Genomic DNA, 6,860 nt, shown 5'->3' with positions numbered 1-6,860 from the left:
GAATTAAGCATGCTTTTATAAAACGAATCAGGCACGTTGCGTTCTCGTGAAAACGATTGTGCTACTTCAAGATTATAGAGCATAACATCTGCTATAAGATATGGAGCCATGCCCAATTTCAAAAACTGTTTTATATACTTTTGTGCAACAGACCTTCTGGCCCGTGCTTTTTTTCTTTTAAGAGGAAAGTACTCATTGGAGATTTTTACTTTAGCCTCCTGTACCCATTTATCTTCTCTGGGATTAAAAACAAAATCATAGTATTGTTTAACAGCCGGAAAACGGTCATATAAATCAACCATTTGCTCTTCTAATTCCGGCTTTTTAAGACCCGTCAAATACTTTTTAAGCGCTCGTCTACTCATTATATGGCTATAAAGATAGTATTGTTAACTTTAATCAGCATATAAAGTGGAATGAAATAGTATTAAAATATCATAAAAATAAGGCCCTCAACGGATATAGAGCTTTGTCATAATTAATGTAAAACAATAGTGGTTATGTTTTGGAAAAGACAGAATAAAACATTATACTGAGAAATTATAAACTAATAATCTAGACAATATATATGAGGCAACTTAAGATTATCAAGCAGGTAACTAATAGAGAATCGAAATCATTAGATAAATACCTGCAAGATATTAGTAAAATAGAACTAATTACGGCAAATGAAGAAGTAGAATTAGCGCAGAAGATCCGGACCGGTGACCAAGCTGCACTTGAAAAATTAACAAATGCCAATTTGAGATTCGTAGTTTCCGTGGCAAAACAATATCAAAACCAGGGATTAAAACTTCCCGATTTAATTAATGAAGGTAATGTAGGTCTTGTAAAGGCGGCCAAAAGATTTGATGAAACAAGAGGGTTTAAATTTATCTCGTATGCGGTTTGGTGGATACGCCAATCTATTCTACAAGCATTGGCTGAGCAATCAAGAGTGGTTAGATTGCCTTTAAACAAGATAGGATCTATAAATAAAATAAAAAAGACTTTTTCCTATTTAGAACAGGCACACGAAAGACCTCCTTCTGCGGAGGAAATAGCTACGGAATTGGAAATGAGTGTTAGTGAAGTACGGCAGTCTATTAAAAATTCTGGCAGACATGTGTCTATGGATGCACCTCTCAAAGAAGGCGAAGATTCTAATTTATACGATGTAATGCGATCGGGAGAGTCACCCAGACCAGATAAAGACCTGATGCAGCAATCGCTCAATACAGAAATAAACCGCGCCTTAGAGACTTTGTCCCCAAGGGAAGCAGATGTCGTTAAACTTTATTATGGAATTGGTGATCAGCAGTCCATGACTCTTGCGGAGATTGGACAAACATTTGATCTTACCAGAGAGCGAGTCAGACAAATACGGGAAAAGGCAATTCGAAAATTGCGTCATAATTCCAGGAGCAAATTACTAAAAACGTATTTGGGATAAATACAAAACTAAAGCCCGGTCTCCCGGGCTTTTTTAATAACAATCTATAAAATAAAAACGGTTAAGTACAACTCAATTTGTGGATATTGTAATCTATTAGAATTTCATTAAGATCCTCAATGAAATTTAAATACGCAGTATTGTCTTGATTCTGGTTTGCCATAATTATAATTTTTAAAAATGAAAAGCCGAGTGGGTCTATAAATAGTCCAATTCGGCTAATTCGTTTAAACTTAAAATTTCATTCAAATCTTGGAGGAAATTTAAATACTCCTCCCCGTAGGTGTCGTATAACATGGTAAGATTGGTTTTTACATTATTGAGATTTGGGATACAATAATCATATAGTAAACGTAAAAAATCTATTAATATTACCCAATTAAATGTGGTGAAGCCATTATTTTTTGTTGTAAACTATCAATTTGAATAGGTCATACCAGAAATTAGAACTTTGTATGATATCTAAATCCGGCAGTAAGCGCCAAAAAGAATTCACCCGGATCAAAGACCAATTCCTGCCTTGTTATGCCAAAGCTAGCTCTGTAGCTATTAGTTAAACTTTTACCTGTAAACTGGTATTCAAAAAGGAGTTGCTGAGATTCTACAAAAAGCAATGTCTCGGCCAGGATTATATCACTATCAGATATGAGTTGCTTAATTTCTGGAGAATAACCCATAATCAGGTTTATACCAAAATAATTTTCACGGTCCTTAAAATATTTTCGGGCTAAAAGACTTCCGGAGAAACCAATAGGCCCATCAGTTCTTGGAGTAATGTAAGGTCTCAAAGAAAAATAATAGTTTCCTTTGTAAAGCCCTACAGAACCGGTATAAATAATTGCCTGGCTGGTTACAAAATCTAAATACCGCATTCCCGCTGATACCTCAAACGCTTTTGGGAGATTAGCATAAAGTTCAGCCCCTGCCCTATGGTTTGGAAAAATTCTAGTATTGGAATATCCATAATTGGTATAGGCGTAGAATGTTTTTGAAATTTGGGGATAGAAATCCACCTCATATTGTAATCCATTTGTATTAAAACGGTTACTGAAGTTTATCCTGGGGATTATTTTTCCTATCTCAGTTTCGCGAATATACTCTACACCTACATAAATCATAGGGTCATATACTACATCAAATACATCAAGAGAATTAACAAGTCCTAGCCTGTTCTTATAGGATTTAGCCTCTGTTTCCTTTAATTCTTCTTCGGTACTCTTTTGAGAAGCATTTTGCTTTTTATTAATCTCATTTATAATTTCATGGCGCATTGTTTGTAAATCCGGATCAGCTTCTATAAAAATCAGCGCTTTGTTTGCCAAACCCAAGGCGATTGAATAATTCTCTGCATAAATTTCATTTTTGACGGCAGCTATCCATACTTCTTTATTCTGTCTTTCTACTGAAGTTATTTTATTAAAATGTTTCCTTGCCTCATTGTGATTACCATCCCAGCTGTATGTTTTAGCAAGAAGGTTTCTGACATCGGTATAATCCGGATATCTGGAAAGAATTAGCCTTAAAGTATCTCTGGCGACACTATGGTTCCCTTCAAAAGCAAGATCCCTGGCAACAAAGAAAGAAGTGTCCGGATTTCCCTGATATGCTAATTCCTGTGTTATGCCCTTTTGAAGGAAAAATAGCAGAAATAAACCTAAATATATGATACGATATAACATTAGTTCCTATTCGAAATTAGAGGTGATTCATCAATTGATTTTTTTAATATTTTTTCATTGCTTTCAGGTTCTTTGGTTTCATCCATTTTCTTCAGAGCCCGCTTCATTTTGTTTTGTACTTCTTTATTCTGAATGTTATTCCTCTCTATCAAACGTTTAAGAGTCAAAGCGCGATGGTTATTATCTGACCAGAAAAAGACATCTAACAAAGCAGCATAGCCATCAGCATATATGGGGTACTTTTGAATAGCCCTTTCCAGAATATCAATTGATGTATCATACCGACCCTCCCAAGCATGAATTCTTCCCATTAATATTTCCGTATCCGCATGGCCCGGCACCCGAGATAAAATATATCCACTCAAAAGAAGAGCGCGTTGCGTATCCCCTTTAAAAGCTAATTCTTTTGCTGTATTGTATGCATTGTCAAAGTCAGAACCATTAAAAACGCTATTTATCCAGACCATCTCTTCTTTGGAAGGGTTGCTTTTTAGTTGAGCAAATAAGTTTAATGAGGAAGGAATAATTTTGTTATTATTCATTACATATTTATTTACCGCTTTGAAATACTTATGATGTTCTTTTACTTCTTGTTTTAAAACTGAAGGATCAGGATCTATCAATTTCAGTTCACTATCAAGATCAAATAAATTACTGCCCGAAAGAAAATGATTGCCATATACAAAATCCTGAATATTGCTATTATGTCTTAATAAAGGAATCTTTTTAGTTGCGTCAAATACCCCATCATGAACAAGTCCATTCCCCAGCCAGGCAACTTCAGATGGAATTTTTATATCATATCGCGATTCTAATAACCCCAGGATTGCAGGTGAAACGTCCAGGTGGGATACCAAAGAAGTTATTCTTGCTGGTTGTTTTAATAAAGGACTGTAAATTATTAAAGGTACCCTGTATCTGCCCAAATTATCTCCCAGTGGTAAATCTGTAAGGTTATGACTTCCCGTTACAATAAAGATGGTGTTAGCGTAATCCTCATTTCTGGCATAAGACGAGAAAAATGATTTTAAAGCATTATCAGCGTATATAATACTGGCAAAAACATCTTTATTCTTTTTTACCAACTTTGAAGGCCTTGACTGCATTTTTTCTTCACTCAATATTTTGTCTACCCTACGTATATAAACTTCTTTTTCAGGGATAAGAAAGGGCTTTTTAGAGCTTAAGGTAAAGAAGACATCCAATCTTGGATTATTGGAGATATAGAGATCATTTTGCCATTTCTGAAAGAGTTCTTTATCCGGATACCCAAGGGATATTCCTGCCGCATCTTCATTTTGTTTAAGATATTCGCTTCCAAACCCTTTGCTGTCCAAAATAAAATCAACCCTTTCTTCATAGAGAAATTTGTCTAATTGATTTAGTGCACTGTTCCCACCATAATTAAAAGAAGTAGTGTAGTTATTTTTTTTAAGGATACCATAAATAGTCTGTCTGGCAGGAGATTCGGAAGAATTAGTGAAACCATTTTCACCAAACGGCAAAGAACCTAATAAACATGGCAATCCAGCATAGCTTTCTCCGGCATTACTCAAATAATTGTTCCAATACATAGATTTAGCCTGAAGCGAATCTAAAAAAGGAGTAAATCCACGATATATGGCTTTATCACCTACAAAATCTGACCCCAGCCCTTCTACTACTATAAAAACTAAATTAGGCTTCTTATCCTTTAAATTAAAGTAAGGTGAAAGACCTTTATTGGAAACATAGCTTTGTAATAAGGGGTACTCCGCTTCTCCTTCATACTTATTAAAATCAAAAACCTCATCAGCTACACTATATGCTAAGTGTTGTAGTTTATTTTCATTAACTGGGTTTTTATCAGAAGTTAAGGTGGCCAGAAATAAACTAAAAAGAATAATAGTTAGTGGAAACATTCGGCTAATGGTACCATATACAGAAGCGGTAAATTTATAAAAGAGATATAAAAGCCCTGCCATAAACGGGAGTAAAAGCAAAATAGACAGCATTGAGGCAGATGTTGATGTCCTGCTATTATAGACTTCTAAAAACCCTGCACCAAGTATATCATAGTTTCGCACATAAAACTCTACCAATAAGCCTTCAATAATTAAAATAACAATGAATAGTATGTATGTCACCTTAAATCCTAAAGAATGTTTCTTAGACTCTAAATAATTAAAGATGAAAGCCATAAAGAGGCTAATCATAGCTGTAAACCCGGAATGATGCACAACTAAAAGCAATAGACTTTTAGTCAATACTCCATCAAGAACACCTGCCATATAGAGGCGTATATTTTGATAAAGCGACAATACCACCAAACATAGAAAAAAGGCCATTATAAGACGTATAAAGTCCCTTAAGGTCTTTCGCCCGGCATTCCGTGATGTATTCGTGATTATCTGCATTTTATTATACTTTGGCAAATCCTTTACGTACCTGTGATCCCCAGCCGGATTTTACTCTAAATAATTTTTTATAATTACCTCTGATAGCAGACCAAACTACTAAAGGGTGAAATGTAAATGGTTCAATTATTGCACAAAACATAAGAATGAGTATATCTTTTGTCTTCGTATACTGATTATAAGAATACACATCCCAAAGAATTGCATAGAATGAGAACATAATGGAAAATGTATAGACGGTAATTGTAATGGCAAGAAAAAAGTCCAAATTTAAAATTCCCATATAGTAAAATATAATAACGGAGAAAAATCCTGTAAATTCTAAAATTGGCGCCAGCCATTCATAGAAAAACCAATACGGATAACTAAGCATTCCAAGTCGGCCAAACTTAGGGTTAAAAAACATATCCTTATGTGCAAACAGGGTTTCCAGGTTTCCGCGTGCCCATCTATCCCGCTGATTTATTAGAATTTTAAAACTTTCCGGAACTTCAGTCCAACAAAGTGGATCCGGGATATATTCAATCGTATAGGGAATTTCGCGTTCATGCATATGGCGTCTCATTCTAAATACAATTTCCATATCCTCGCCTACAGTTTTAGTATCATAACCACCCACTTCCAGGGCTATTTCCCGATCAAAGAATCCGAAAGCACCAGAAATGATCAAAAGACTATCTATACGGCCCCAAGCCATTCTTCCTAAAAGAAAAGATCGGGTATATTCCAATAATTGAAATCTGGCCAGCCAATTTTTTGGTAGTCGTATCTCCTCAAGAGTTCCCCCTGAAATTTTACTGGAATTAGCTACTCGTATTACACCGCCAACGGCAATTACCCTTTTTTGAGTTCTTTGATAAAATGACTTTACAACATGCAACAAAGCGTCAGGCCTTAAAAGGCAATCCACATCAATACAGCCCACATATTTATTTTCTGAAAGATGTATGCCAGTGTTTAAGGCATCAGATTTACCGCCATTTTCTTTATCAATAACTGTAAGTTTTGAGAAGGAGCGCTGCCTAGATTTGTACACTCCGCGTATGGGTTTTGAACTCCATTCAGGATCTATTATTCGTTCCACTTTCTCCAGATCATAGGCGTCTATCATTTTCTTTAAGGTGTCATCCTTGCTTCCATCATTAACTACCATTACCTCATAATTCACATATTGAAGGGAAAGAAGCGACCTTATGTTTTCAACTATGGTCAATCCCTCGTTAAAGGCCGGAGCAATAATAGTAATACTTGGTGCCAATGGTGAAGCCATTATCTTAGAAAGGTCAACGAAGCTATTTTTATTTCTGTAATGGATAGAATTTCTTGTAGCCAGGTATCCCATAATGCTAAACA

5 protein-coding genes are annotated in these 6,860 nt (G+C 35.4%); 1 reads left to right on the top strand and 4 read right to left on the bottom strand.

Annotated features, from left to right (window positions below; translation table 11 throughout):
• Positions 1-365 (bottom strand): DUF6155 family protein (locus WBN20_RS02295; RefSeq protein ID WP_424280563.1); only part of this gene is annotated, 365 nt, incomplete at its 3' end.
• A gap of 203 nt (positions 366-568) precedes the next feature.
• Here WBN20_RS02295 and WBN20_RS02290 point away from each other — a divergent pair.
• Entirely contained in the window at positions 569-1,432 is an 864-nt protein-coding gene (locus WBN20_RS02290) for a sigma-70 family RNA polymerase sigma factor (protein ID WP_424275102.1), read from the top strand.
• A gap of 443 nt (positions 1,433-1,875) precedes the next feature.
• Here the strand turns inward: WBN20_RS02290 and WBN20_RS02285 are convergent, their stop codons facing one another.
• The 3 genes from WBN20_RS02285 to WBN20_RS02275 form a co-directional block, all read right to left on the bottom strand.
• Positions 1,876-3,111, bottom strand: a complete 1,236-nt coding sequence (locus tag WBN20_RS02285) for a YaiO family outer membrane beta-barrel protein (protein ID WP_424275103.1) — start codon at positions 3,109-3,111, stop codon at positions 1,876-1,878.
• Positions 3,111-5,507 carry a sulfatase-like hydrolase/transferase gene (locus tag WBN20_RS02280; protein ID WP_424280562.1) on the bottom strand — a complete coding sequence of 799 codons (2,397 nt, stop codon included), beginning with the start codon at positions 5,505-5,507 and terminating at the stop codon, positions 3,111-3,113. Before WBN20_RS02280 ends, WBN20_RS02285 begins: the two co-directional genes overlap by 1 nt.
• 4 nt (positions 5,508-5,511) lie before the next feature.
• Positions 5,512-6,860: glycosyltransferase family 2 protein (locus WBN20_RS02275; RefSeq protein WP_424280561.1), on the bottom strand; the 1,349-nt coding region annotated here is incomplete at its 5' end.

The organism is Eudoraea sp. (genome assembly GCF_049665975.1).
Taxonomy (GTDB): domain Bacteria; phylum Bacteroidota; class Bacteroidia; order Flavobacteriales; family Flavobacteriaceae; genus Eudoraea.
Note: the sequence above shows the minus strand (reverse complement) of the source record. Positions and strands in the feature narration are given on the sequence as shown.

Excerpts from the sequence above, each read along its gene's own strand:
- WBN20_RS02280 (WP_424280562.1), bottom strand. The coding sequence starts at position 5,507 with ATGCAGATAATCACGAATACATCACGGAATGCCGGGCGAAAGACCTTA.
- WBN20_RS02290 (WP_424275102.1), top strand. The coding sequence starts at position 569 with ATGAGGCAACTTAAGATTATCAAGCAGGTAACTAATAGAGAATCGAAA.
- WBN20_RS02285 (WP_424275103.1), bottom strand. The coding sequence starts at position 3,111 with ATGTTATATCGTATCATATATTTAGGTTTATTTCTGCTATTTTTCCTT.